General features: G+C 57.3%; 19 protein-coding genes and 1 tRNA gene. 9 read left to right on the top strand and 11 right to left on the bottom strand.

Annotated elements, in window-relative coordinates:
• The first annotated feature begins 2 nt into the window (after positions 1 to 2).
• Both murI and murB read left to right on the top strand, forming a co-directional pair.
• Positions 3 to 866, top strand: a complete 864-nt coding sequence (gene murI / locus PbB2_RS13025) for a glutamate racemase (RefSeq protein ID WP_108985762.1) — start codon at positions 3 to 5, stop codon at positions 864 to 866.
• Positions 863 to 1,777 carry a UDP-N-acetylmuramate dehydrogenase gene (gene murB / locus PbB2_RS13020; protein WP_108985761.1) on the top strand — a complete coding sequence of 305 codons (915 nt, stop codon included), beginning with the start codon at positions 863 to 865 and terminating at the stop codon, positions 1,775 to 1,777. The genes murI and murB overlap by 4 nt, the downstream gene beginning before the upstream one ends.
• 27 nt (positions 1,778 to 1,804) lie before the next feature.
• Here the strand turns inward: murB and ftsA are convergent, their stop codons facing one another.
• The 5 genes from ftsA to PbB2_RS12995 all read right to left on the bottom strand — a co-directional run bounded on the left by ftsA (position 1,805) and on the right by PbB2_RS12995 (position 6,327).
• A complete protein-coding gene (ftsA, locus tag PbB2_RS13015; protein WP_108985760.1) occupies positions 1,805 to 3,091 on the bottom strand; it encodes a cell division protein FtsA in 1,287 nt (428 codons plus the stop codon).
• 21 nt (positions 3,092 to 3,112) lie between these two features.
• On the bottom strand, positions 3,113 to 4,075 hold the full coding sequence (locus tag PbB2_RS13010; protein WP_108985759.1) for a cell division protein FtsQ/DivIB: 963 nt from the start codon (positions 4,073 to 4,075) through the stop codon (positions 3,113 to 3,115).
• Positions 4,063 to 4,980 (bottom strand): D-alanine--D-alanine ligase, encoded by a 918-nt coding sequence (locus PbB2_RS13005; RefSeq protein WP_108985796.1) that lies wholly within the window; start codon positions 4,978 to 4,980, stop codon positions 4,063 to 4,065. Before PbB2_RS13005 ends, PbB2_RS13010 begins: the two co-directional genes overlap by 13 nt.
• 172 nt (positions 4,981 to 5,152) lie before the next feature.
• Entirely contained in the window at positions 5,153 to 5,764 is a 612-nt protein-coding gene (locus tag PbB2_RS13000) for a CoA pyrophosphatase (RefSeq protein ID WP_108985758.1), read from the bottom strand.
• Positions 5,761 to 6,327: a DUF1285 domain-containing protein gene (locus tag PbB2_RS12995; protein ID WP_238165016.1), complete on the bottom strand. Its 567-nt coding sequence runs from the start codon at positions 6,325 to 6,327 to the stop codon at positions 5,761 to 5,763. Before PbB2_RS12995 ends, PbB2_RS13000 begins: the two co-directional genes overlap by 4 nt.
• 172 nt (positions 6,328 to 6,499) lie before the next feature.
• On the opposite strand from PbB2_RS12995, the gene PbB2_RS12990 reads away from it, so the two are divergent.
• From PbB2_RS12990 to PbB2_RS16110, 4 genes are read left to right on the top strand one after another with little or no spacing between them, the layout of a single operon-like run.
• Positions 6,500 to 7,525, top strand: a complete 1,026-nt coding sequence (locus PbB2_RS12990) for an AAA family ATPase (RefSeq protein ID WP_108985756.1) — start codon at positions 6,500 to 6,502, stop codon at positions 7,523 to 7,525.
• A complete protein-coding gene (locus PbB2_RS12985) occupies positions 7,525 to 8,418 on the top strand; it encodes a DUF58 domain-containing protein (RefSeq protein ID WP_108985755.1) in 894 nt (297 codons plus the stop codon). The genes PbB2_RS12990 and PbB2_RS12985 overlap by 1 nt, the downstream gene beginning before the upstream one ends.
• Positions 8,419 to 8,421: 3 nt before the next feature.
• Positions 8,422 to 11,232 carry a DUF4159 domain-containing protein gene (locus PbB2_RS12980; RefSeq protein ID WP_108985754.1) on the top strand — a complete coding sequence of 937 codons (2,811 nt, stop codon included), beginning with the start codon at positions 8,422 to 8,424 and terminating at the stop codon, positions 11,230 to 11,232.
• Positions 11,229 to 13,310: a hypothetical protein gene (locus PbB2_RS16110; protein ID WP_192576335.1), complete on the top strand. Its 2,082-nt coding sequence runs from the start codon at positions 11,229 to 11,231 to the stop codon at positions 13,308 to 13,310. The genes PbB2_RS12980 and PbB2_RS16110 overlap by 4 nt, the downstream gene beginning before the upstream one ends.
• Here the strand turns inward: PbB2_RS16110 and PbB2_RS12960 are convergent.
• Positions 13,307 to 13,798: a GNAT family N-acetyltransferase gene (locus PbB2_RS12960; protein ID WP_108985750.1), complete on the bottom strand. Its 492-nt coding sequence runs from the start codon at positions 13,796 to 13,798 to the stop codon at positions 13,307 to 13,309. The two genes, PbB2_RS16110 and PbB2_RS12960, sit on opposite strands and share 4 nt — an antisense overlap.
• Positions 13,799 to 13,961: 163 nt before the next feature.
• Here PbB2_RS12960 and PbB2_RS12955 point away from each other — a divergent pair, with 163 nt between their 5' ends.
• Positions 13,962 to 14,615, top strand: a complete 654-nt coding sequence (locus PbB2_RS12955; RefSeq protein ID WP_108985749.1) for an SOUL family heme-binding protein — start codon at positions 13,962 to 13,964, stop codon at positions 14,613 to 14,615.
• Positions 14,616 to 14,684: 69 nt separating this feature from the next.
• On the opposite strand, the gene PbB2_RS12950 is transcribed toward PbB2_RS12955, so the two are convergent.
• Positions 14,685 to 14,759 (bottom strand) — tRNA-Gln (locus tag PbB2_RS12950).
• 95 nt (positions 14,760 to 14,854) lie between these two features.
• Positions 14,855 to 15,514, bottom strand: a complete 660-nt coding sequence (locus PbB2_RS12945) for a TetR/AcrR family transcriptional regulator (protein WP_108985748.1) — start codon at positions 15,512 to 15,514, stop codon at positions 14,855 to 14,857.
• Positions 15,515 to 15,570: 56 nt separating this feature from the next.
• On the opposite strand from PbB2_RS12945, the gene PbB2_RS12940 reads away from it, so the two are divergent.
• Complete coding sequence (locus tag PbB2_RS12940) at positions 15,571 to 16,917, top strand: flavin monoamine oxidase family protein (RefSeq protein WP_108985747.1); 1,347 nt, start codon at positions 15,571 to 15,573, stop codon at positions 16,915 to 16,917.
• Positions 16,918 to 17,056: 139 nt separating this feature from the next.
• On the top strand, positions 17,057 to 18,880 hold the full coding sequence (gene sppA / locus PbB2_RS12935) for a signal peptide peptidase SppA (RefSeq protein WP_108985746.1): 1,824 nt from the start codon (positions 17,057 to 17,059) through the stop codon (positions 18,878 to 18,880).
• Between the two features lie 75 nt (positions 18,881 to 18,955).
• Here the strand turns inward: sppA and PbB2_RS12930 are convergent, their stop codons facing one another.
• The 3 genes from PbB2_RS12930 to PbB2_RS12920 form a co-directional block, all read right to left on the bottom strand.
• Entirely contained in the window at positions 18,956 to 20,203 is a 1,248-nt protein-coding gene (locus PbB2_RS12930; RefSeq protein ID WP_108985745.1) for an aspartyl/asparaginyl beta-hydroxylase domain-containing protein, read from the bottom strand.
• A 132-nt stretch (positions 20,204 to 20,335) separates the two neighbouring features.
• Positions 20,336 to 23,299 (bottom strand): TonB-dependent receptor domain-containing protein, encoded by a 2,964-nt coding sequence (locus tag PbB2_RS12925; protein WP_238165015.1) that lies wholly within the window; start codon positions 23,297 to 23,299, stop codon positions 20,336 to 20,338.
• A gap of 516 nt (positions 23,300 to 23,815) precedes the next feature.
• The gene (locus PbB2_RS12920; RefSeq protein WP_108985744.1) at positions 23,816 to 26,896 is read right to left on the bottom strand and encodes a TonB-dependent receptor domain-containing protein; all 3,081 of its coding nucleotides are present in this window, start codon (positions 26,894 to 26,896) and stop codon (positions 23,816 to 23,818) included.
• Positions 26,897 to 27,000: the final 104 nt, after the last annotated feature.

Raw genomic sequence — 27,000 nt, 5'->3', positions numbered from 1 at the left:
GGATGAACTCCCTGAGAAATCGACCTTCTGTGCTGGTTTTTGATTCTGGTCTAGGCGGCTTGTCAGTTATTCATGCGTTAATGGATGCCCGGCTCGGGGCCGATATCTCCCATCTCGCGGATACTGCTTTCTTCCCCTATGGCGAGAAAGCCGATGAGGTGTTGATGCAGCGTGTCCCGGCCATTGTGGCCGCAGGTGTAGCCCAGACCAATGCGGATCTGGTGATCATTGCCTGCAATACCGCCAGCACATTGGCATTGGAGTTCGTGCGCCATACTCTCGCTGTGCCGGTGGTGGGGGTGGTGCCGGCAATCAAGCCCGCCGCCAGCATGACAAAGACCGGCACGATCGGGCTTCTGGCCACGCCGAAAACCGTCACACGACCCTATACGGACCGCCTGATTGCCGAATTTGGGGCAGGCCACACGATCATTCGACACGGTGCGATCGGCCTTGCCGGAGCCGCTGAGGAACAGCTCGCGGGGAAAACCCCAGATCCCGCTATTTTCACCCAAGCCATAGACGGCCTTTTAAGCCAGGCGGGGGGCGAGGCCATTGATATTATCGTCTTGGCCTGTACCCATTACCCTCTCGTCCAAGCTGAGCTCGCTGCACAAGCACCGCCCAATATGAAGTGGGTCGATTCGGGGGCGGCCATTGCACGACGGACGGCGCATTTATTGGCGGACCGGTTGGACACCAATGCCCCACGCCTTGTCCAAGGCCTGACAACCGGAGGCGAAGACCTGGCAACCCGCGCGGTGCTAAGCCGATTTGGCTTTGGCAAACTCTGTCGCGTTGGAGTGCAGGAGTGCGATGTTGCCCCCTTCCCCGAACCTGCCCTTAGGGTTAAGCCTGCAACATGAACCTGATTGATCGCCTGCCCCCGGTGCGGGGCAAACTGGAAACTCAAGTCCCGCTGGCCCCTTTCACCTGGTTCCGGGTTGGCGGGCCAGCGGAAGTCTTGTTCCAGCCCGCTGATGAAGCGGATCTGGCACATTTTTTGGCGGCCTGCCCGTCTGACATACCGGTTATGGCCGTCGGCGTTGGGTCTAATTTGATTGTGCGGGACGGCGGGGTCCCGGGCGTGGTCATCCGTTTGTCGCCGCGCGGTTTTGGTCAGATCAGTGTCAATGGACTTGAAATCACGGCGGGGGCTGCATGCCTTGATGCCAGTGTCGCCAAGAAGGCAGCGGAGGCTGGAATTGCCGGGCTTGAATTTTATCGCGGTGTGCCAGGCACTATTGGTGGTGCCTTGCGCATGAATGCGGGCTGTTACGATTCCGAGACCAAGGATGTGCTGGTGTCCTGCGTCGCCTATGACCGGGCTGGGATCCGTCATGTTCTAAGCGTGGCAGACATGGGCTTTAGCTATCGCAGCACGCAGGCACCTGCCGATTTGATCTTTGTCTCGGCGACATTTGCTGGGACCGCAGATTCCCCTCAAGCCATTCTCGCGCGGATGGACGCCATCACCCAGAAGCGTGAGCAAAGCCAGCCCATCCGCGAAAAAACCGGAGGCAGTACATTTAAAAATCCAGATCCTGTTCAATCAGGTGGGCGTAAGTCATGGGCTGTCATCGATGCGGCCGGCCTGCGCGGCTACCAGATTGGTGGCGCACAGATGAGCGAAAAGCATTGTAACTTCATGATCAATACCGGGACTGCCACGGCGGCAGATCTAGAAGCTCTGGGGGATCATGTCATTGCGACAGTGAAAGCCAGTCAAGGCGTTGATTTACATTGGGAAATCAAACGTATCGGCGTGAAGGCCTAAGGCGACTGCTTCCCCATCTCCTATCGATTAGAAGTTATCCCGTAGCCATTGTAAGGCCCGGGCGACCGGATGACTCGACGGTTCGGCCATATGTGTTGCGCTGCTGGCCAAGTCAGTTGGCCGTTCAACGCCCCACCGCAATAAACCTGCCGCTACCGAGTAGCCCGGACCGGCAACTGCATCTCCCAAACCAGTAAAGCGCTGAGGCCGACCAATCCGCACATGGCCTTCAAAGACCCGCACAGCCAGTTCGCGCACGCCGTTTAATTGACTGCCCCCCCCGGTCAGCACGATGCGTCGCCCAGCATTGAGCTTGTCCAGCCCACCTGCCTTAAGCCGGTCGCGTAACAATTCCAGCGTTTCTTCCACCCGAGGCCGCACAATTCCAGTGAGGATTGAGCGGGGTGCCTGATCTGAAACCAATTGGCCATCTTCGCCGATGCGCGGAGCGTCAATCATCAGATTGTCTTCATTCAGACTAGCAATTGCGCTGCCATGTACAATTTTGAGACGCTCAGCTGCAGCCGCGGTCGTGCCGAGGCAATGGGCAATATCATGGGTAACATGGTCCGAGCCAATGGGTACGGCATCGACATGAATCAGGGCACCGGCATGAAACAAAGCTGCGGTCGTGGAGCGCGCACCCATATCAACGACCAATGCCCCCAATTCGAGGTCATCTTCCGCCAAAGCGCCAAGTGCGGCCGCGTAAGGGGCAGCAACCGAGCCTGAAATCGTATAAGTCGCGCGTTCAACACACAAAACGATGTTGCGCCACTGTGGCGTTGGTGCTGTGACTACCGTGACGGCAACGCCTAGCCTGCGACCCAGCATGCCGCGTGGATCACGCACTTTTTGACCATCAACAACAAAGAAACTGGGCGTGGCATGCAGGATGGAACGACCATCATGGCGAATATGCTCCAGCGCCGAACCGACCACACGGCGGCGCTCTTTCGGCCCAATCTCGGCATTGGCAATACTGATCTCGCCATGGGCCTGTTCTGCACGCACCCCAAAACCAGAAACCGAAACGACGACCTCGCTGACGGTAACTCCTGCCATACGTTCAGCTTGGGTGATCGCTGCGCGAACAGCTTTTTCCGCAGCCTCAAGATCAACGATGGCACCATTACGGACCCCCCGCGCCGGTTGGGTCCCGACACCGGCGACGCGCAACGGCCCAGTTCCTTGCCCAGTGCTGCCAATGAAGCAGGTGATTTTTGAGGCCCCGATGTCCAGGGCTGCCAACATGCTTGCCCGAGGTGCGGGAATTCGGGTTTCGACGGCGGCACGCTTGGTAAGAGAGGACATTTTCGTCTCGTTATATGGAGGTCAAACCCCTTGGGCGGACTTGGCCGCTTGGGCAGGTGCAGTCACCGACAAGGTTTCTTCTGTCGGGCGGATTAGGATCGTGCCTGGATGGCGTAGATCCAGACGGGCAAATGAACGATCAAGGATCTTGTGGCTGTCTTGCAGACGGTCGAGCATGGCCAAGGCTTCACCCATGCCGATTTCAGGCAAGAGTACGTCGCCGCCTTGGGTTAATTTCAAGGTCCAGCGCCGGTCGCCCACCCAGACGGCAGAGCTGGTGCGGCTTGCAATCTCAGGATAAGCGCGCATCGCCTCAAACAAAGCTGGCGCTCGGGGACCCGCATTAGCACCGACGACCAAGGCATAGCCTTTAGCAGATGTGATGTGATTGGCCTGACCGAGCTTGCGCCCACTGGCATCCATAAAGGCAAGTTGGCCCCGATCCTGCCACAAGGCTGTCGCGGCGCGCGGGGTGATCAAAATCTGGATCTGATCGGGCCACAGGCGGCGGACAACCACATGCTCTACCCATGGCAATTGGGCGACACGATCACGAATTTCGCCGGGATTGACCCCAAACATGACATCATCAGCCATGACCCCGGCCGTGACCTCAGCTTCAGCACGTTGATAAGCGCTCAACTGCTGACCATCGGGGGCTTGCACATTGATAATGCGCACGGCCAGACCTGCAGACCGAGCCGCATTGCCTGCACTGGTTTGTATACCGCGCCCCATGTCATCCAACACGCCGAGGCCTGCAGCCAGTAGGAGCAGGATCGCAACCACCGAAGTCAAGGTCAGACCAACAAGAATGCGCCGTGTCGGGCCGTCATATTGGGCGGCCCGCATCCGGGCATGCGCCCAAGCCCCCAGTTTCATCGTCCAAGCATGACTATCGGCGCGACGAGGTGCTCGTGCCCGATTGCGAGGTGGGGCGCTGCGACGCATTGGGGGACGGCGGGTCTGTCTCATCGCGGGCATGACGCATCCTCCAACATCCAGCCGACCAATTGGTTGAAAGACATGCCAACATGGGCAGCTTGCTCAGGTGCAAGTGATGTTGGTGTCATGCCAGGCTGGGTATTTATCTCCAAAACGACCAGACGCTTGGTTGCTGGATCAAAGCGGAAATCGGTGCGCGTCACACCCCGGCACCCCAAGAGTTGGTGCGCGCGAACAGCATCGGCCATGGCGCGGGCATGAATGTCGGCGGGCAAATCAGATGGGTTGACGTGATGAACCGAGCCACCGGCTGCATATTTTGCGTCATAATCATAAAATTCGTGGCCCGTGCGGATTTCGGTAACCGCCAGTGCGCGTTCCCCCATAACAGCAACAGTCAATTCTCGGCCGGGGATAAATTCTTCGACCAGCACATCATCTCCACAGCGCCAATCAGGGTCCAGTAATTTTTCGGGCGGCCGGTTCTCACCCTTGCGCACAATGAACACGCCAAAGGATGACCCATCGGCATTGGGCTTGACGACATAAGGTGGGGCAAGAGCATGATTTTGCGCGGCCTCTTGCCGCGACATCAATCGCCCCTCCGGCACATCAAGACCGGCAGCTTGAAAGACGGCTTTGGCTTTCTGCTTATCCATGGCCAGTGCCGAAGCGAGAACGCCGGAATGGGTGTAGGGAATGTCGGCAATTTCAAGCACAGACTGAATACGGCCATCCTCGCCCCACGGCCCATGCAATGCATTGAGGGCAATGTCGGGACTGACCTGCTTAAGGACATGGGCAATATCGCGGTCGACATCAATTTCAACCACGTCGGCGCCCAATGCCCGGGCAGCATCAGCGCAGGCTTTGCCTGAAACCAGCGACACAGGTCGCTCAGCTGACCAGCCGCCCATCAAGACCCCGACCCGCACGCCCTTCATGCTGCGCTCAATCCCTTTTGCATCTGCGACCCAAATCGGACGCACCCATGACTCATTGACCAGCGATGAAGGATTGAGGTGAATGGAGGGTTAAAGACCCCTCGGTCACATGCAGAAATGATTCATTTTTTTAAGGTCATGGCAGTGATCTCAGACACTATCCTGCAAGAGGCTAACCAAAGAGTCGCAGATAAAGCGCACGCAACATGCCCGCCGTTGCTCCCCAGACATAATGATCCTCATAAGGCATTGCATAATAATAGCGCGTCTGGCCATTATAGTCGCGTGAATGGCGCTGGTGATTGGCCGGGTCCATGAAGTGGGCAAATGGCACTTCAAAGATTGCATCAACTTCGCGCGGATCGGCTTGAAACTCGGCTGCCGCCGACACCAAGCCAACAATTGGCGTAACACGAAAGCGGGTCACGGTCTCATATGGGTCAGACGCTCCCAGCACGTCGACGTGCACCGGATCAAGCCCCACTTCTTCGCGTGCCTCACGCAACGCGGTTGCAATCGCATCGACGTCGTCATCCTGTCGCCGTCCCCCGGGAAAGGCAATCTGGCCTGAGTGCGTAGGCATGTCAGCAGACCGCCGCGTTAACAATACCGACAAGCCCTGCGGGCGGGTAATGAGCGGAACCAGAACGCTGGCTTCCTTCAGACCACCGAAGCTGGGACGGGTGCCCGACAGGTCGAAATCAGAGAATTCAGGTCGCTGCGGCAAAGTTTGAGGCGCACTGAGCCGGCTCTTCAACAAGTCAATGAGAACGCCATCGCTCATGGAGCCAAACCTTCGACTGCACCGAGATCAAACACTATGCCCCCGCTCGACAAAATCAGCCGATCATCCTTCAAATCCGCCCAATCCACCAATTCATAAAAAGGCGCGCGCAAGATCCGGGCAGTCAAGCGCCCGCGCACCCGAACATAAGGACGCGGGATGCCGGTGATAGGATCAATCTCAACCCACAAAGGGTGCCCTGGGCCGACAATGACGCTATCTCCAACATTGGTGGTCACCACGATACTCGGCCCCTGACCCGTCTCAATCCGGTCAACGCGTGTTCCAAGAAAGTGCGCATCTGCCACATGAACCACGACTTTTTCGCCAGGTGTCACGAGATAGGTCAGGCCATCCTCATCCTTGCGCAAAATGGTGGCAAACAATTCAACCATGGAAGGCCGCGTGATCCGCCCATTTTGGTGCCACCAACTGCCATCAGCCCGGATCTCCATGCCAATATCGCCACAATGGGGCGGGTTCCAATTCTCCACAGGTGGCAAGCGACGTTCCCTGCCGGGCGCCCCGGCATGGCGCGCCAACTCTGCCAAAAGATCAGACAAAGGGTCAGGTTTGGAATGGGGCATAGTGTCCAAGCGGTTCTTCTGGCCAGGGTCATATTTGACTTAGGTTTGTTTGGCCCGATTGGCCAGATCAAACCACCAACAGGTCACACAAGTTTATGATCTGAAAAGATACTCGCACTTGCCCCTTGAGTCAGGCTAGGTTGGGACCATGACCGATCAGACGCCCGCGCCCGCTTCCGATGATGCCGCAACATCTGCGACCCAACGCATTGATCAGGCGTTAGAAACCATCGCCGCAGTGCGCGCGGGGGTCGGCGGGGCCATTCTGGGACAGGAACGCGTCATCGACCTCACCTTGGCAACCATTTTGGCAGGAGGCCATGGTCTTCTGGTAGGTGCACCTGGACTGGCGAAAACCAGCTTGGTTGAGGCAATCGCGATCGCCACGGGGCTTGATTGGGGGCGGGTGCAATTCACCCCCGACTTGATGCCCTCTGATATTGTGGGTTCAGAAATCCTTGATCAAGACAGTACGGGAAAGCGCGGGTTTCGGTTTGTCAAAGGCCCGGTCTTCACAAGCCTTTTGATGGCAGATGAAATCAACCGCGCAAGCCCGCGCACGCAATCGGCTCTGTTGCAAGCCATGCAGGAAGGTCAGGTGACGGTCTCCGGCCAAACCTATGCTTTGCCTCAGCCTTTCTTCGTGCTTGCCACCCAAAACCCGATTGAGCAAGAAGGCACCTATCCGCTTCCCGAGGCGCAATTGGACCGCTTCCTTCTCCAGATCGATGTACCTTTCCCTGACCGGGAGACAGAGCGGCAAATCCTGCTGGCAACAACCGGCAACAACCAGCTTGCTGCCCGCCCTGCGTTAAAGCCTGGCGACCTGTCTGCCCTGCAGGCCTTCGTGCGTGACATGCCCGTAGGCGAGAAAGTCTTGGATGCGGTGCTTAACCTGGTCCGCTCTGCCCGGCCCGACAATGCAAACGACCCCAATATGGCTGAGTTGGTTGCTTGGGGACCGGGACCGCGTGCTGGGCAGGCCTTGATCAAAGCGGCTAAAGCGCGGGCTTTCTTGCGTGGCCGCGTCAGTCCCAGCTTCGACGATGTGGCCGCAGTCGCCCGTGCGGGCTTAATACACCGCATGGCTCTGAGTTGGCGCGCGCGAGCCGATGGCCTCGACCTAGGTGAGTTGATCGATCGATTGGTGCAACAGGCATTGGGTTCTGCCTGATGGTTGCGACGCAGGCCTTGTCTCCGGCAGATCTGGCTGGGGCTGCGCAAGACCTGGCCGATGGTCTCCCAGCTCTCTTGCTGGAGGCGCGCAAGACGCAGGCCAGTTTACATCCGGGTGCGCATGGACGCAGACGGGCCGGGATGGGTGAAACCTTCTGGCAGCATCGCGAATGGCGGGAGGGCGAGGATTTACGCCACATCGACTGGCGCAGGTCGGCCCGCTCGGACAGGCTGTTTGTGCGTGATATGGAACGTGAAAGTCCGGCTAATTTGCAGATCTGGGTGGATTGCGGCCCGGACATGCATTGGCGCCACGGTGCCAACCGACCAACCAAGGCCGAACGCGCGCTCATCATCGCGCTGGCGCTGGCCATGGCTGCCAAAGCAGGCGGGGAGCGCGTAAGTTGTCTATTGGGCGATGCGCGTTTAGGGGAAGCTATTGGCTTTGGTCGCGCTTTGATTTCCAGTGGGCAGAACTTCGACCTGCGGGCACGCTCAGGCTCGGCCAGGTCCGCGCACATTTTGATTGTCAGCGACGGTCTGGCTTCGATCGAAACCTGGCTTGATCGGTTGAAGCCTCTTTCTGATCAAGCCTCGGGTTTAACTTTCATCCTGATCCGTGACCCCGCTGAAGAAGCCTTTCCCTTTGAGGGTCGGGTCCTGTTTCAGCGCCCCTCCGGCGGGGAACCCATTCTGATTGGCCAGGCCCAGGCCGCCCGCGAGGCCTATCAGCGGCTTTACCATCACCATGTCGACGCCCTCAGCGCCGCCTTACGACAGTTACGCGGTCAGCTTCTGATCCACGCAACCGACCAATCAGCCTTGCCGGTCACATTTCAGGCACTTGCTTGTCTGGATGGTCGCCTGCGAGCGGGTCAGCAGTCAGGTTAAGCCATGTGGACTTTCGGCCCTCTTGGTATCGCAACACCGCTCGCCCTCTTGGGCCTTTTGGCGTTGCCGGTCATTTGGCTGATCATCCGGGCATTGCCACCCGCGCCAAGCACCCAGATGTTCCCGCCTGCGGCCTTGTTGGCACGCGTTGCCCAAACTGAGGAGACCCCAGCCAAGGCCCCAATCTGGCTGGTTTGGTTCCGCATGATTTTGCTGGCGCTTTTGGTGACAGGCTTCTCTGGCCCTGTCTTAAACCCCGTCACTCAACCCGACCCCAGACCTTTGCTGATCGTGCTGGATGATGGCTGGACATCGGCCCCTGCTTGGGCAGAGATCAGCAAGGAAGCCGCCCGCAGTGCAGAGGCCGCCCGTGGGCCGGTTCGGATTGTGATGACCGCCAGCACACAAGGTAAAGAGACAACATTGGAGGCTTTGTCACCCAAAGCTGCAGCCGCCCGCATCCTTGCGGCCCAGCCCCAGCCGCTTTTGCCTGATCCGAACAAGGCACGCGACCAAATCAATGCGGCTGTGCGTACAGCTCCGAATACACCCGATCGCGGTTTGACTTCTGGGCAACGCATCGTGTGGTTCTCAGATGGCATTTCCCATGCCGGTAGCCAAGAACTGGCCAAAGCACTGTCGACTTTAGGGCCCGTAAAATTGCGAACCCCGTCGGTTGGCGCAGTCGCCATTAGCCGGGTCATGACCATGGCAGATGGCTATCGCCTGACACTGGTCGCGGCCCCCGCAGCTGCGGCCTCATCCCGTCTTGAGGCGATCAACAGCAAAGGCCAAGTCCTGCGCCAGTCGAGCCAAGCCCGCTCCCCTGTTGGGGCAGATTTCGCGCTTGAGTCTGTCGTCATGGGCGATGTGGCCGCCCTTCGGGTGGGTGATGTCCGTGCTGCTGGTGGGGTGTTTCTCCTTGATGCCTTCGACCGACGGGTGCGGGCTGGTCTGATTACAGAACGCCGCGATGATCAGCCCTTGCTCTCAGACGCCCATTATCTTGAAAGCGCCCTTAAACCCTATGCAGATCTGACACGATCCAGCCTGGACAGGTTGGTCGATTCCCGACTCGATGTTTTGATCTTGCCGGATGCGGGTGATTTGTCCCCGCCAGATCAGGCACGCTTGACCTCATTTGTCGAAGACGGGGGCCTGTTGATCCGGACAGCTGGTCCGAAAATACTCGCCTCCCCTGATAACCCGCTTTTGCCATCTCCACTGCTCGGCGAAGCGCGCACGGTTCGCGGTGCCATGAGTTGGGATGATGGTGGCAAGATTGCCGCGTTTGAGCCAAACAGTCCATTTGCCGGGTTGATTGTGGCCAATGATGCACGTGTCAACCAAGTTGTGGTCGCCGCCCCAACCAATCGCGGGGACACTGGAGCCCAAGCCAGCAAAACCGACATAGGCCTTGAAATCTGGGCGCGCTTGGTTGACGGCACCCCACTGGTGAGCGCCCGGCGTTTTGGCAAAGGGATGATTGTGCTGTTTCATACCACAGCCGGTCCTGCTTGGAGTGATGTGGCATTTTCAGGCCTGCAAGTTGAGATGTTCCGCCGAGTTTTGGCCCGGGCAGCATCCAGCGCCATCCCAGCCAATATTGTGACCGGCACAAGTCCTCTTAAGCCCGTGTTGGTGCTGGACGGCTATGGCAATTTCCGGACTCCTGAACCGGGGATGCGGGCAATTCGGCCCGAGAATGTGGCAGGCCTGCGGCCCAGCCTTACCCAACCTCCCGGCATTTACGAAGGCGGCGGTGCGCGTTGGATTTTGCAGGCTGCTGCGCCGGACGTACGACTGCCACCTCTTGCTAACTTGCCCGGTGTTACCCGGGCAGCCCGCGCAGACCCGCAACCGCGCGAGCTTGCCCCCATATTTTTTGGGATCGGAATGATCCTGGTGCTAATCGACCTTGTCCTCAGCCTCCTGCTCGCCGGCAAATTGAATCTATACCTGCGTGACATGTTTAGGCGTCTGTCTGGCTTGGTGCCCAAACCCCCGCCAGTGACCCCACTCATTCTGATCGCAACCCTCGTCATGTTCACAAGCCTGCCACAGTCTGGTTGGGCACAGACCAGTCAATCAAACCCTGCAACCGGGCCGGGCGATGTGTCGCTTGCCTATGTCAAAACAGGCGATGCTGCGCTTGATGGCCGCACCCAGCGCGGGCTTGAGGGACTTTCACGTGCATTGCGTGAACGTACGTCGGTGGCGACTGGGCCCGTGATTGGGCTCGACCCGGCCCGTGATGATCTTGCTCTGTATCCCATTGTTTTTTGGACATTAGGGGAAACAGTAAGTGATACCCGCCCAGAGGTCGCACAAGCCCTGGACCGTTACATGAAGACTGGCGGTGTGCTGTTTGTCGACACGCGCGGTGCCGGGCGGACCCCCGCTGCTGCCCGCCAAGTTACACGTGCTGCCCTGCGTGGCATTGAGGCCCCACCGCTGGCACAAGTGCCGGAAGGCCATGTGCTGACCAAAGCCTTTTATATCCTGCAGCGTTTTCCCGGTCGCTATCCCGATGCCAAGCTTTGGGTGGAGACCGAAGCCTCCGCGGCAGCCAGTGCCAATGATGGCGTCTCGCCCTTGATTTTGGGGGATGGCGACTGGGTTGCAGCATGGAGCCGCGCCCCGCGCCCACCTCAACCACGTTTTGATGGTCGCCCGACGAGCAATGACGAGTGGGCGGTTCGGGTTGGGATCAATATTGTCCTTTACGCATTGACTGGCAATTATAAAGCCGATCAAGTCCATATGCCCGCACTTTTGCAGCGCATGGGCACCCGCCCGGGCAAGAAACCATGAACGGGTCGGGGACAGCCGCTTTTGTAAGCCGCCTTGGCTTTGACCCAGTGCTGCCATCTTGGGCACTTTTGGCTCTTGGGCTGGCCGCCCTCATTCTGTTGGTGATTTATGCCCGGCTGGGCGGGAAAGCCATCTTGGCTCGGCTGGCACTTATCTGCGTCCTCATCCTTGGCCTATCTGGACCGAGCCAAGTGCGTGAGACCCGGATCGGTTTGAAAGACATCGTTCTGGTGCTGGTGGATCAATCTGAAAGCATGCTTCTTGCCGACCGGGTTAATGGCACGCAATCTGCCTTAGCGGCCCTTCAAGCCAAGCTATCCCAAGTCCCTGATTTGGAGGTGCGCATCAGCCAAATCAAGGATGGGCCTGGCGGCACGGCCTTGGCAAGCGGATTGGAAGAAGCCTTAGCAAGCCTGCCAATGGACCGGATCGCTGGTGCCATAGTCCTGACCGATGGGCGGTTCAGCGACGGCGACGAAGCGGCGCGCCCATTCCCCATCCACCAGATCCTGATTGGCAGTCCAAATGAGCGCGACCGCCGCCTGGTCTTGCGTGCAGCCCCCCGTCAAGCCCCGATTGGGGAGTTGGCTAAAGTCATCGTCCGGGTGGAAGATACGGGCGACACCGCCCCCCTCACCGTCCAGATTGGCGACGGACCAGCCGAAACCCAAATCGTCCCGACGGGACAAGATGTGGCTATCTCCATTCCGATCACGCAGCGCGGCCCGGTTCCAATTGCAGTGGAAACGCCCGAAGCGACCGGAGACATATCAACTGCCAATAATGGACTTGCGGTGACCATAACCGGGGTACGCGACCGGTTGCGTGTCCTGTTGGTGACAGGGCAGCCCTATGCCGGATCGCGGGCTTGGCGTAACCTTCTCAAGTCTGATCCGAGCGTTGACCTCGTACAATTCACCATCCTGCGCCCGCCCGAAACCGAAGACTTTACGCCGACGGAGGAATTGTCGCTCATCCCCTTCCCGACACGGGAATTGTTCATTGAAAAAATCGACAGTTTTGATCTGGTGGTGTTTGACCGATTTTCACGGCTGTCTGTGCTTCCAGATGATTATCTCGACTCAGTCGCTCAATGGGTTGAAGGCGGTGGCGCATTTTTGATGTTGGCGGGCCCGGCAGAGGCACTTAATCAGGGTGTTCAATCAACACCTCTCGCACGTATCTTGCCCGTCGTGGCCAAGGGTGCACCGCTTGAGACGCCATTCCGGCCTAGCTTAAGTGCACGTGGTCTAACCCATCCAGTCTCGGCCAGTCTGGCAGCGCAAGCCGATAGCTGGGGACGCTGGCTGCGCGTGCAACCGTCGACTGCGTCGGGCGATGTCCTGCTGGAAGGTGCAGGTCAGCCCCTTCTCGTTCTGGGGCAAGTCGGGCGCGGTCGGGTGGCTGCGGTGATGAGCGATCAGGCGTGGCTCTGGCGACGGGGCTATGATGGTGGAGGGCCGTTTGATGAATTGTTCCGTCGAACGGCACATTGGCTTATGAAGGAATCTGATCTTGAGGCGGACCGGTTGGTTCTCACAAGCCTTCCTGGCTTGTTGCAAGTCGAGCGCAGGACGGCGGCTGATCCAGGTCCTGCCCGAATCCGCACGTCCCGTCAGACCACAGAACTTATGCTAAAAAGCGACACTCCCGGGATATGGCGCGGCCAAACTGCAATCGCAAAACCAGGCCTTGCCTTTGTGCAATCAGGTGACAAGCGCGGTTTCATCGTCGCCGGCATCGGCAACCCTGAAGAGGCCCGCCTATTGAGTGCCGATGGACAGGCTCTCTCTGCGCCACAAGCACGCCAGGGCGGGGGCAGCGTGACGTTTGTGGGTCGCGCGGGGACAGGGGCATTGCCCGCCATAACCCGCCTCGGGCGGAACGGGTCGGCCCGTGGTGCAGAGATCGGCCTGCGCAAGGCGGGGGCCAGCGCTGTCACAGCTACCAGTCGTGAGGCCTTGCTGCCCGCTTGGGTCTATGCCGTGATTTTGGCAGGCTTGGCCTTGGTCGCTTGGTGGCTTGAAGGCCGCCTCAGCAGGGTTCTGCCCTCTCAGGGTGCCACCACAAGACCCTAAGGGACCATCAACTTTCCGCGCGGTGCTTCGCTGGGGCCTAACATGCGGATCAACAAACGCGCGGGATCGACGGGGCCTGGCATCATGATCGACCCAGCCGTGGCCTGAACAAAGCCAAAAGGCTCAAAGTAGGCCAGATCGCCCACAAGCACGACAGCTAAGCCTGACTTTTCGTCACAGGACTTCAAACATGCCCGCACCAGATGCGCGCCTAATCCCTGACCCTGCGCATGTGATGACACGGCAATAGGCCCCAGAAACAATAAATGTTGCCCTTGGTCAGTCCTAATTGGCCAGAGACGACACGCTCCAATCACCGCGCCGTCCGTGACGGCAATCCATGACAGATCACGCCGACACCGATTGCTTTCACGCAGGCGTGCTGCCGCTTTGGCGTGACGGCCAGGTCCAAAGGCGGTTGCATAAAGGGCTTCAACAGCCGCATCAAACACCGGGTCGTCCGGCATCAAGCCAAATTCGTCGATCATGTTGGGGGGTCGCGCTTTGTGGTGGGGAGATCACAGCACCGTTATGTGGTGCTGCTGGGCTTTTAAAGGACAAGAGCGGCAGGGGCCAAGCCTCAATTACAGGACCCAGTGCGCTGGCTCGAGATGCTTTCATCCAAAAAAGCGCATGCCGCGTAGAACTGCCATGACACAAACTGCTGCCAAACCGTCCCGCGCCCTGATCTTCCCGCTTCTGGCCGCTATCGGCCTTCCCAGTGCCGCTGATGCCCAGACCCCAGAACCGCGCTATCAGCTTGTCACGCGTCAAGGTGATTTTGAAATCCGTGACTATGCACCGCACATTATTGCCGAAGTGGTGGTGCCCGAAGGTCGGGGTGATCCGGCCAATATCGGATTTCGCCCTTTGGCCCGCTATATTTTTGGTGACAACCAACCACGCGCAAAAATTGCGATGACAGCCCCGGTAACCCGGCAAGCAACTGGCCAGACAATCGCTATGACGGCTCCGGTAACCAGGCAGGATGCCGGGGCGGCGTGGAAGGTTCATTTCATCATGCCAGAAGGCTCAAGCTTGGCGACGCTCCCAATCCCAAACGATCCTGCTGTGCGCCTTTTTGAACAACCGGCCCAACGCTATGGTGTGATTCGGTTCTCAGGCTTTGGCAGCCCAGCCACGATGGACGAAAAAGGCCAACGCCTGCGCGCCTGGCTTGAACAGCGCCAGCTGACACCCGTAGGTGCGCCGATTCACGCATCCTATGACCCACCCTGGACCGCCCCGTTTCTGCGTCGCCACGAGGTCTGGCTGGCGATCAATACGCCCAGCAAACCAAAATAGCGCCGCAGGATAGACCACCAAGCGTGGCGGTTAAGCGCGCGCAGGAATTGTTCTGTTTTGCAGAGAAGGTGGCTGGGGTGCTAGGGATCGAACCTAGGAATGTCGGTACCAAAAACCGATGCCTTACCGCTTGGCGACACCCCAAGAGAGGCAGGCAGATAGACGCGCTTGGCCGCAGGTGCAAGACCTTTGATCAGATAAGCACTGCCCTAACCGGAGAGTTCATGCAGTAAACAGCCTCAATTCTCTGCCAGTGTCGAAAGGTAGCCGCAGATCAGGGCGTCAAGTTCGCCCAGCCATTCTTTGTGCTGTGACGGGGCAAGGGTTGCAGCCTCAGCCATGGCCGCATGGCACGCCACCACCAATAGGCGGGCGATCTGATTTGCGCGTCGCTTGGCAAGGTTCGGCTGAAATCGGATCAGAATTTCCACCAGAATTCTTGCGACCGCATCATCCTCGGGAAACCTGCGGTCTTCGTCGGCAAACACGCGGTCAGCGGCTTCGGCAAGCACGACATAGGCAGGATTGTCGGCATAAAAGCGCAGAAATGGGGCGAGAAACACCCGGCCAGCCTCAATCAGATTCGCTGACGGGGACATGTGTTCACGCGCCAGACCCGCATCAGCCAGTGCCATCAAGGCCCGACCATAGTGGTCCATGAGGCCGCCTAATAACGCCAAGCGATTTGGAAAGAACTGATAGAGTGAGCCAGGAGAGGTGGCGGCGCGCTTGGCGACCATATCCATCTTTAACCCTTCAGGGCCATATTCCAACACCACGTCCACCGCAGCGTCGAGAAGCCGCTGTACGCGCCTTTGGCCGCGATCCTGACTGGGCTCTTTAGCCTTTGGTATTGGTCCCGAACCCGGCGTGCGACCGTTTTGCTTTGCCTGCCTCATAGGGCCCTCTTTGTTTACCAGCTTGACAATACGAGACTTGTCTCATATTTGCAAACATGAGACTATTCTCACATTTGGAGATTCAAGCAATGGAACTTGATCGTCGTCGCGTCGTGGGCGGGTTGGCCGCTACCAGCACATTGACATGCTTACCAGCTCGAGCCGGCCACGTGGTCGACGTCGATGTTGTCATCATAGGAGCCGGCGTGGCGGGGATTGCAGCAGGCCGGGCGCTCGGTGCTTTGGGCATTTCCTACCGCATATTGGAGGCACGCGACCGAGTGGGCGGTCGTGTCGTGACCGACACGCAAAGCCTTGGCCGTCGCTTTGATCGCGGCGCCTATTGGTTGCACAACAAGGCGCAAAACCCGCTGGTGCCATTGGCTAGGTCATATGGGACCAAATTACTGCCCAGCAGTTATGAAGATGGGGGAATCTTCGAGGCAGGCCAAATCAGTCCCCGACCGACGTGGGGCGAGGTCAGTCGCGCCATGGTGGGATGGGAAATGCGGCAAGCCCTCTCCTTTGGCCAAGGTCGGGATGTGGCGCTGGCCGACACATTACCTCAACCCAGCCCAGCCCAGCGCCATCTCCTCAATGTGTTCGCGGTGGAGATGGGGGATGATCCAGCCTTGATTTCGCGAGATGGCTATCAGGCTTTGGCTGCGGGGGAAGACCTTATTCCAGAAACCGGAATGGGTAGCCTGGTCAGCCGCCTTGGATTGGACTTGCCCATCTCGCTGGCCAGTCCAGTGGAGCGCGTGATCTGGAACCAAAGCCATGGGGTTACGGTCGTTGGACGCTTTGGCCAGCTTCGGGCTAAGGCGGCTTTGATCACCGTTCCAACTGGTGTCTTGGCCCGTGATGGCATCCGATTTGACCCTGCCCTGCCCGCCTTCAAAACCAAAGCGATCGCCGATCTGCCAATGGGGGGCTTTGAGAAAGTCGCCATGGTCTTGGAACAAGCACTGCCGGATTTGCCTGAATATGCTTTGTCCAATCGCCATATTCAGGTCGGCCAATATCATGCTTTGGTCACCTCACCCGACAAAAACATGGTCACGGCCTTGTTGCCAGGTGGGGTCTCGCGTCCACTTCTGCGTGAGGGGCCTGCCGCTTTGGCCGACTTTGCCCAAAGCTTGCTGCGCGAGGTTGTGGGCACAGGCGCGCGCGTTCAGAAACAGGCAGGCACAAACTGGCAGGAAGATGTTTTCTCGCTTGGGTCTTATTGTCACCCCCGGATTGGTGCCACCCATGCGCGCCGTGATTATGGCCTGCCCGTGGAAAATCGCCTATTCTTTGCCGGGGACGGCTGCGAGGACGCACTTGCGGTGACAGTCAGTGGGGCTTGGCGACATGGCCGACGCGCTGCGGAAGAGCTTCGCCGTGCCTTGAAGGCATAGCTGCTACTGAAAAGCCGCGCGCTTGTGATCGCACGCGCTCTGGTCTGTTCCCACAACTTCCTGTATCGATGGGGGCTGTAGGGCAATGCTACCGCTAGGCATATTCCAAAACTGCGCCTGATCACCTCTTAAGGAGGTGATGAGCACGGCACAATGGGCAAATCTGGCAAAATGGGTGCAGTCGGCCACGGAGGGGTTTGAGGTGAAGCAGTTTTTGATCACGATTGCTGGGGTCTTCATGGGCCTGGTTCTTTTCTTCATCCTCATCCCCATCATTTTTGTCGCCTCGGTTGCAGGGCAAAGTGCGCCCGTCACGCCATCCCATACCGTCCTCAGTCTTGATCTGCGCGAACCAATCCGTGACGTGCCGCCGAGTTCACCTTTTGCTGGCTTCTCAAGCAATGTCTCAGTGGTCGATATCGTGCGAAAACTGCAGGCGGCTGAAACAGATAGCAGCGTCAAGGGACTGTTTGTGCGCGCAAGCGAGGCAGGCATGGCCCCCGCTCACGCCGAGGAGATCCGCCAAGCTCTGATCGATTTCAAAGGCACCGGGAAATTCGTGATCGTCCATGCGCAGGGTTTTGAATATCCGACCCTGTCCAATTATGTCGCAGTATCAGGTGCTAGTGAATTGTGGATGCAGGGCACGACTGATTTTTCGGCCACAGGCATTGTCGCCGAGACGCTGTTTCTGGGTGGCTTTATGGAGAAATTCGGCATTTTGCCGCAATTTGAACAATTCAAAGAATATAAGAATGCGGTGAACAGCTACACCGAAAAGACGTATAATGCCCCGCACCGTGAGGCCACGACGGCTATGCTGGGTAGCATTTACAATGCCTTTTTGGCTGCAACTGCCTATGACCGGAAGGTTCCCGTCGAAGCCATGAAGGCGGCACTTGATCGTGCGCCATTGTCGGCTGAGCAGGCCTTGCAGGCCAAGTTGGTCGACAAGATTGGTCAGCCCGAAGAGGCTATGGATGCTGCCCTCGCCAAAGCCGGCGGCAAGGAGAAGGCTGAGTTTGTTGATTTGGGCAATTATCAATTGCCCCCAGAAACTGGTCCTGTGATTGCCTTGATTGGTGGCGAAGGAGCCATCATCACCGGGCAGCGCAGCAACGATCCATTTGCAGATCAAGAGGGCATTACCAGCGACGATTATGCCGCTGCCATACGTGACGCCACAGATGATGATGCCGTCAAGGCTATCGTCTTCCGTGTATCTTCGCCCGGTGGATCGCCCAGTGCGTCAGACCAGATTTGGGCAGCGATTGAACGAGCCAAAAAAGCAGGCAAGCCCGTAGTGGTTTCGATGGGGGCCTATGCGGCCTCGGGGGGCTATTATGTTTCGACCGGGGCTGATGCCATTTTGGCGATGCCCTCAACCATCACTGGCTCCATCGGTGTTTTTAGCGGCAAGTTTGTAATCAACGAAGCTCTCAACCGATATACGGGAGCCAATATTGCCGCCATTCAGGCCGGGGGTGATTATGCCAATGCCTTCTCGTCTGGCGCACCTTTCTCGAATAGCCAACGGACTGCTCTGAATGCCGCGGTGACGCGCATTTATGACGACTTCACCGGTAAGGTAGCAGCCGGGCGCAAATTGCCTTTGCCCCGTGTGCTGGAGATTGCCAAAGGACGTGTGTGGACCGGCAATGAAGCCAAAGACATTGGTCTGGTAGACCAGATTGGCGGGGTACGCACCGCCATTCTGAAAGCGAAGGAATTGGCCAAGATCGAGGCTGCGACCCCTGTCAGCCTGCGGGTCTATCCAGCCGTGGAAGACCCACTGACGGCCTTTAGCCGGGCGTTCAGCTCAAGCGCGCAAGGTGCGCAAGCAGCAGGCCGTGCAGCAACCGTAATCGGTGCTCTGGTTGGTGATGAACGCCTGTCGGCCTTGTTGTTACAAGCATCCCAACGCGGCAATGCCTCCATGCACGAACCAGTTCGTGTGCATTAGGACGTGGCAACGCTGGGGCAGCACGTGCGTTTGGCCAGCTAGGTCCTGCTGTTGGTGATGTGAGTTGTGGCCTATTCAGTCGGCACCAAAGCTGCGGGCAGCCTGGGTCAGCGCCTGGACAAGTTCGCGCTCACCCTGTGACAACAACGGGTTCCAGACATCGAAGATCAGAACCACGCGCAACTCATCACTGTCATTGCGCGCCATATGTTCCAGCGTGTCATCAAAGATCAGCACTTTGCCAACCTCCCAGCGACGTTGCTCAAACCCTACCCGATACAGACATTTGTCCGGGACAATCAAAGGCAAATGAACCACCAGACGCGCGTTCGTCTCGCCATGGTGGGGGGGGATTTCGGTATGAGGTGCTAGCGCCGAAAACATGGCATTGGGGCACAAACCACCAATTGCCGCCATATCGACTGCCTGCAAAGCTGCACTGGTCTGCGGACAAGCGGCCTGGTTTTCGAGATCGGGAATACCGCCACGCCAAAGGCTGAGTGTACTCCAGCGCGTCGACTGGTTGAGTTCGGCCCACTGGTTTACAGGGTCTCCAGGCCGATAATTGATATATGGCTGAAAATCCTGCTGCTTGTTCGCCAAGGCAGCCCGCAATTCATCGGTAATGGCACCTGTCTGGGCCTCTAAACTCGAAACCCATGCAAAGTCACTCGGATCAAAGAACGGAATGGCGGGGAGTCGAGGGACATGGAGCTGGTTACAGTCGGCGTGATAGGGTCGAGTCTGACCAGCCATGATGGAAACAGCCTCGCGCCATTGGCTTGAAAGACTTGCCTCCCCACCCACAGCCTCAAACAATTTGATGGCCATGGCCTCCTGATAATCGGTCACCAGCTTGCGCGCGCGCCGTAAATGATCTGCCAGACTGGGCGGCCACTGGCTTTCGGGCGGGGCGATCTTCAAAACATTGCGATAGGTTACGGCCGCCAATTTCAGCCTGCCCTGTCGTTCATAGAGGCCGCCCTTGGCAAGCAGCGCTGGGTAGAAATAGGGATCGGCCGATAGAGCCAATTGCAGAGCCGCCAACTCACCTTCAACTTGGCCCATCTCGCGACGTACATTGGCCAACATAAGCGCCACCATGGGATCCTGCGGGATCAAAGTGGCAGCGCGCATCAAATGGGCCTCTGCTTCGGCAAAGGCGGCGCGCTGAAAAGCATGTATACCAAGCCGATGCTGAGCCAGCCCATGATCGGGTTGGGCGTTAGCGACTTGGTGCCACAGACGCTCAGCCTCGCTCCACTGACCAGAATTGGCCGCCCTTTCAGCCTGAGCCACCCAAGCTTCGATTTGCGCAGACATTCATACTCCTTCCGCAAAGACCACCCCGCCAGACTATGATGTCGGCTTATCATGGGTGCAACCCAACCACCTGACAACAAAATGGCGGGCCCCGAGAGGCCCGCCACCAAAAGGTCAATCTGAGAAATCAGATCAGAACTTCACGTTGACGCCGATGGCATAAACGCGGCCCAACACATCGTAGTTCGATGGGAAGGTGTTGCCCGAGTTGTAAGAAGTCGTCCCGGTTTCGTTACCGATGATTGGAGGATCTTCATCAAACACGTTGGCAACCGAAGCCGTTACCGTGAGAGCTGAATTGACATCCCACGATGCAGAGAGGTCGATGTAGTTGTAAGCATCGATCTTCTCGAAGGCATCGAAAATGCCCGACTTCAAGGTCTCTTCGATCTCGATGGCTGCAAAGTGACGCCAGTTGTAGGACAATTGGAAGTCGCCAACCGACCAAGTTGTGCGCTGCACCGAGCGGAACTGGTGGGTTGGATCACAGCTCGAACCATAGAAGCCATTGCAATCAATGACGCTAGAGGTTGCGGTCGTTTGATACTCGTTCTTCGTGTAGTAGTTCGCATTATACGAAATGCGGATCGAACCCCACTTGCTGTCGAAGCCCAAGTCTTCCAAGTCGAAGCCGGTGTTGACACCCAACTCATAACCAGAAGCTTGGAGGTATTCGAGGTTGGTGGTCAGCAAACGAATACCGGCACCTGGCGTTGCAATGTCGCCGTTGATCCGGACGATCTTCGAGCAGAACGACTGGATACCTTGGCGATAGCAACCGTCCAGAACTTCCTGCGGCTCACCCAGACCAATCGTGTCGTTGATCTTGATGTCATAATAATCCAGCGTCACGGCGGTGTTCTTCAAGAAACCACCAAAGTCTGGACGCCACACGAAGCCAACGGTCAGCGTATCAGCTTCTTCTGGCTTGGGTGGGTTGGATGGGTCAGAACCTTCGAAGGTACCGACTTGGCCGGCAACGATATCCTGAACAGTCCAGACTTCGCTGGCAGCTTGACCGGTCGATTGGCACAGAGCACGCAGCGCAGCTGTACGCTGAGCCACTGGCTGGGCAATCGAACAGGGGTCAGAACCAGAGTTACGCAGACCGGTCACGAATGGCGAGAACAACTCACCCACGTTCGGAGCGCGAGCTGCCTTTTGCTTCATCGCACGGAAGCGGAACTGGTCGGTCAAAGCCCAGTCCAGACCTGCTTTCCAAGTCGTGTTTTGGCCAGTCAACGAATAATCTGCCAAGCGATAGCCGAGCTCGAGGTTCATCGACTCAACCAATGGCTTGCCCGAGATCAGCGGAACGCCGATTTCAGTATAGACTTCGTTCACATTGTAGCCACCCGACACGGGCAAGGTGTTACCACCTGCACCACCCAAGCAGCTGGTTGGAGCCAGCTTCAAGCATTCGTCTGGCGTGGTCGAACCTTCTTCACGACGATATTCGTAACCCAAGACCACGTTGACTGGGGAGTCTGCGGCAGGGCTTTGGAAGCCGTGCAAAGGACCACCGATCGATGCACCAGCAATGCTTTGGATATAGCTTTGCTGTTCAAGGGCAGTCGCTGATGAATACTTCGCCATCGCGGGGGTAATGGTACCAAAGCCACCAAACAGGTTGATCGGCACGCAAGCTGAATCGCCATTGGCACAGGCCGTGGTGGAGGTTGCATTCAGAGCGTTCTGAATATTGGCAACGTTGGTGTAGCCAGCCGACACATTGGTGCGGTCAGCTTGGCCCATTTGCACCGAGGTGTCCCAGGTCCAATCTGGCAGGAACTTGCCGAGGTCGCCCTTCAAGCCCAAGACAAATTGGAACGTATTGTTGTCATAGGTGGTCGAACGCTCACCAAATTCAACGGTACGACGGCGGATCGACAATTGCAGGCTGTCAGCAGCGTCGACGCGGCCGTTAGCGTTGGTGTCAATCCAGCGACCGGTTGTGGTACCACCACCAGCGCGGAAAGCTTCCGCTTGAGCAATAATCGTGGACCGGGCCTGAGCCGACAGGAATGGGTTGCTCAGGGGAACCATGAACAGGTTGCCAAACACACCTGATGGCGCAATCTGCTGACGAATATTGGTCGCAGCAAAGGTCGCACGGCCATAAGCTTCGACATGCTCATTGATGTCATAGCGGGCAATGGCGGTCGCCGAATAGCGCTCTTGAGGGGTCTGATAGTAGTTGTATGGGTTGAAATTGAACACCGAGCAGTTGGCACCCAATGTACCATCGTCCCGGAACTGGCCGCCGCCACCCATATAAGTCATGCGGGTTGGGATCGTGGTGGTTGAGCCACCTGCGCCCACAACGTTGGGGCCGCCGCAACCGGCTGGTGCAGCAACAGCGCGGCCATCAAGGCCAGAGCCAGTCGCCGAGGACACACCGACGATGCCGAAAGGACGATCAGCTAACAAAACTGGATCCCGCTGGGTCCAGTTCATGGACAAAGCGACGTTACCCCGGCCGTCTTCAAGGTTTGCACCCATTGCAAGCGAGGCCGTGACGATTTGACCGTCATTGTCACCCGTGATCGAGCGCTTGATGTCGGCTTCGACGCCTTCAAAGTCCTTCTTCAGGACGAAGTTGATAACACCCGACATCGCGTCCGAACCGTACACGGTCGACGCACCACCGGTCAGGATGTCAACGCGCTCCAGCATGGCTTGGGGAACGGTCGACACGTCAACGCGGCCATCGATATTGTATGGGGTCATGCGCTTGCCATCCATCAGGACGAGGTTGCGCTGCGCACCCAGACCGCGCATGTTGACGGTTGTCACACCGGCGGTACCGTTGTTGACGTTTTCACCATCGCCCGGGATGGTTGATGGCAAAGCCCGCAACAGCTTTTCAGGTTCAGCCACCTGGTTCAATTGCAGTTCAGCGCCACCAATCGAGGTGATCGGGCTGGCAGACTGCACGCCTGGAGCCGAAATCCGGGTCCCGGTCACAACCACGACTTCGGCTTGCTTCTCTGTGCTGTCCGCTGGTGCCGTCTGGGCAAATGCGGGCGCTGCAAAGCTCAGCCCTGCTACAATTGTGCTCGCAAGCAAAAGCTCGCGGGTCATCGACATCTTCATTATGGAACCTCCATTTGTCCCCTGCCCGCTGAATTTATTGAGTCAGATTTCGGGCAATGGTTCGAGAGTTAACGAGCACATTACAAATCGTCAACGCTTCAAAGGCAGGCAAAGTACAAGACTAACCCGAGTTGTTGCTAAAGTGTCGCATTTTATCATTACCTATCAGTATATTTGAGAATTCAAAAATGTATATTCAATTATATCAAACAATATTTTTATTATTTTGAGAATAGTTTTATCTGGTATCAAATATATATTTTTTATATAAGATTAATTCTGCTAGATCATTCAATCATATACAATCAAAGTATTCAAATAAACATTTTCTGCACACAACCCAACCACAATATGCCTAGTTCTCAAGCAGTCCAGCCAGTTGCACCATATCCAGAATAGGACCGCTTCGTGGTTGCGCGATTTTGTCGGCTTGTGCGCAGGTCAGCCCGGTCCGCCCAGTCAACAAAAAAGGCGGCCCGCAAAGGCCGCCTTTCTCGTTTTGTCTCTTAATCCGCCTTAGAAGCGGCGGATGATCGACGCATTGAACGACCGACCAAACTGGTCGTACTGCGAGGTCAGCGCCGAATTGCCCAAGCGCGAGAAGAACACGCTGGTCGAAATCGATGGAGGTGGTTCATCGAACAGGTTCCGGATGCCGCCCACGATGGTCCAGTTGTCCGAGCGATAACGGACGCTGACGCCATGGGTGATCACAGCTTCAGTCTTGGTCTTGTAGCGGACTGAGCTGATGCCGTTGTAGGCATAATAAGAACCAGGCAGAGCAGTGACTGGATTGATGCCATTGTTGAAGTCGGTTTGGTTGGTCTGACCGATTGCATCAACGCTCCACGTATAAGTCCAGTCCTTCCGCTCGAAGCGGAATTGGGTCTGGCTGTTATAAATGGGCTCACCGATATCGCCAGCTGATTCGATCAAGGTCGAGTCAGAGAACAGGCCACCCTTGTTCGACAGGGTCCAACGGTGTGCGGTGTCAATGATGAAATCACCAAACGCAAAGTCCTTGCGATAGGTGGCCTTCAAATCGATACCTTCAACCTGTTGCACGTTCACGTTCACATAGTCGTTCGAAACAGTCAGAATCTGACGGAAGCGAGGCGATGCTGGGTTCGTGTCACGGGTGAACAAGCCGCAGAACTGGTTGGCACGTGAAACATCGGTTGCTGCATAGCAAGAGCCGACGATGTTGCCTGCACCAAACTGAGCGACCTGATCGGTCACTTCAATCTGCCAGTAGTCAATACGCAAGTTCAGGTCGAACTTGGTTGGAGTGTAGACGAAGCTGAAGATGTCCGAACGTGACTCTTCTTCCTTCAAGGTCCCTGCACCACCACCGGTGAAGATGGTTGCGGACTGGCTAGTGCCGTTGGTGGCACCATTATAGTCGCCAGGAATGCCTGCCGCAGTACAACGAGCCTTCAGGATCGCGTTGCTGCTGAGGTCATGGTTGATACAGGGGTCGATCGATGCCTGAGACAAGAAACCAGTCTGGTCGCCCAAGAAGAGTTCGAACAGTGCAGGCGCGCGATACGAGGTACCGGCGATCGCAACGATCGAGAATTCTGGGGTGATTTTCCAGTTTGCCGTAGCTTTCCAGGTCGAGTTCGAGTCGTAGGAATCGTAATCGGTGTAGCGATAAGCCAAGTTGACCTGCAGATCTTCGATCAGAGGCTTCTTGGCCACCAATGGCATTTCCAACTCGGTGTAGAACTCCTTCACCGTGTCTTCACCCTTGGTGATTCCTGCGCTTGTGGTCAGCGCAATATTGCCGCGCAGGGTTTCGGGCCCTGGGACGTCATTGATGCTGTACTTGCGATATTGGCCACCCAACACCAATTTGGACGGACCCGATGCACCTGGGATTTCAAACACGTCACCCGAAACGTTGGCATCAACAACTGTCTGCTCATAGACGGTCTTGCCTTGGTTGGGGTTGTTGAAGAGGTAGTTGAACTCTTCTTGTGTGAAATCGCCACGCAGCACGCGGGGATCAAAGAAGTTGATCGGCAAGCACGTGCCACCCGACAAAACAGGGGTTGGGCAGCTGACAACACCGGTGGTTGGGTTACGGGTGGCTTGAGCCATAGCCGACAGGCGGTCTGCCAAAATGGCTGTACCGGTGTAGGTCCCTTCACCGCGGCTGGTTTGTGCATAAACGTCCCAGCCACCATTCTTCAGGAAGCCAGCCAATCCATTGCCGGTTTGTCCTTTGATGCCGCCAACAACTTGCCAGGTCTCAACCTCTTGTTGGCTGTTGGCTGGACGGACGATGACAGGCTGAGCCGTCACGCCAAATGGGTTGAATGCGTTGGTTGCAGGAATTTGGAAGAACAGCTGGGCAGCACGTTCTTGGCTCGATTCACGCTTAGCGTAGATGAACTCGCTATAGACTTCGACGCCACCGAGGATGTCGAGGTCGCGTGCGGCTGTCCCGTAAATGTTGGTCCGCTTGGAAGGCGAAATGATGTCGGTGTTTGCAACCAGCGGATGCTCATAATCCACTTGGTTGGCAACAGGCGAACCGATCACACCAAAAGCTGGGCTGAACAAGCGCCGGTAGCCAGGAACCGTCAACAACACTTGCTGGCTGGCGCAGGTGGCGGTTGCACCGGTTGGCAATTGGCACAGCGTGGTGCTGCCGGTCACTGGACGAACCGATGGGTTCAGGCCGGTTGTACGAGCAGTTACGCTTGGGTCAGAAACCCAGGTGCCGGTTCCGGTGAGAGCCGAACCCAAAGGCGCAATGCGGTTGAAGGATGGACCGATACCAAAGCACTTAGGCTGGCCCGTCTTTGGATCGATGAAGTCAGCGCGTTGGCCCGTCACGGCATCGAACACATAATCTTGCTGGCAATAGTTACGATCGCCGTACTTCAAGGGTTTTTGTTCGAAATAGCTGCCGGTGACCATCACATTCCAACGGTCAGCGGTCTTGCCCCACAGAGCACCCACGGTGAACTGCTCGCCGCCGCCGGCCTCGGTCATGTTGCCCGATGCGGTTGCTTCAAACCCGTTGACGTTCTTACGAACAATCGCGTTGACCACACCACCAACTGCGTCCGAACCGTAAATTGGCGAAGCGCCTTCATTCAGAATTTCATAGCGGTTGACCGCAATGTTCGGGATGGTTTGCAGGTCGACCGCGCCGACTTGGCCGCGGACACCTGATGGTGGCAGACGGCGACCATTGAGCAGCACCAACGTGCGCTGTGCGCCAAGGCTGTTCAGGCCGACGGTCTGAATACCTGGGCCACCTTCAACGATGAAGCCCGCGAAGAAGTTGTTGATCTGACCAGAACCGGCAGCAGCGGTCGACCCTTGCAGGATCTCAGCAGCGTCAATCGTACCCGACAATACTGCATTGTCATTGGTGATGACTGTGAGAGGCGAGGCCGTGTTGAACGTGTCGCGACGAATACGCGAACCGGTCACGATGATGGTTTCAGCCTGCTTTGCGGGAGCCGATTCGGGAGCAGCAGGCGCGGCAGGCGCTGTTTGGGCGACTGCAAGAGCTGGGACGAAAGTCAGTGCTGTCAACGCGGTAGCGCCGATCAGGGAAGCACGAACGTTAATTTTCAAGGTAACCCCCTTTTATGTAACCAAAACTCGCCGACATTACCTCAGGTAATCAGAGGTAAAAAATCACGAATTTTGCACTGGGGGCGGTTAAGCGCGAACGGCAA

This window comes from Candidatus Phycosocius bacilliformis (assembly GCF_003112735.1).
GTDB lineage: Bacteria > Pseudomonadota > Alphaproteobacteria > Caulobacterales > Aquidulcibacteraceae > Aquidulcibacter > Aquidulcibacter bacilliformis.
This window is presented reverse-complemented; position numbering and strand designations above follow the sequence as displayed.